We start from the raw sequence: 566 nt of genomic DNA on the forward strand, positions 1-566 counted from the left end.
CGATCAGCCCGGTGAAAACGCCGGTGAGCACCACGGTCAATGACGTCAACGACACCACCACGGTAACCCTGACGGTGAAAACGCCGGTGAGCACCACGGTCAATGACGTCAACGACACCACCACGGTAACCCTGACCGCCACCCCGAGCGTGGATGAGAACGGCACCATCATCTACACCGCGACGCTGACCGATGCCCTGGGCAAACCGGTCATCGCGCAAAACGGTCCGGTCACCGTCACGCTGGACAGCGGCAAGGTCATCACCATCGCCGAAGGCCAGGGCGCCGGCTCCTTGCCAGTGAGCGTGGGCAACGACGTGTACCAAGGGCCGACCACGGTGACCGAATCCATCAAGGACGCGGTGGGTGGCAACCTCGAGGCGATCAGCCCGGTGAAAACGCCGGTGAGCACCACGGCCAATGACGTCAACGACACCACCACGGTAACCCTGACCGCCACCCCGAGCGTGGATGAGAACGGCACCATCATCTACACCGCGACGCTGACCGATGCCCTGGGCAAACCGGTCATCGCGCAAAACGGTCCGGTCACCGTCACGCTGGAC

Annotated in this window: 1 protein-coding gene; it reads left to right on the top strand. The window is 63.6% G+C overall.

From position 1 onward, the window contains the following. Nucleotides 1-566 (top strand): immunoglobulin-like domain-containing protein (locus AC1DRN_RS29980; protein ID WP_477786931.1); only part of this gene is annotated, 566 nt, incomplete at both ends.

The sequence above is a fragment of the Pseudomonas sp. P5_B3 genome, assembly GCF_056400405.1.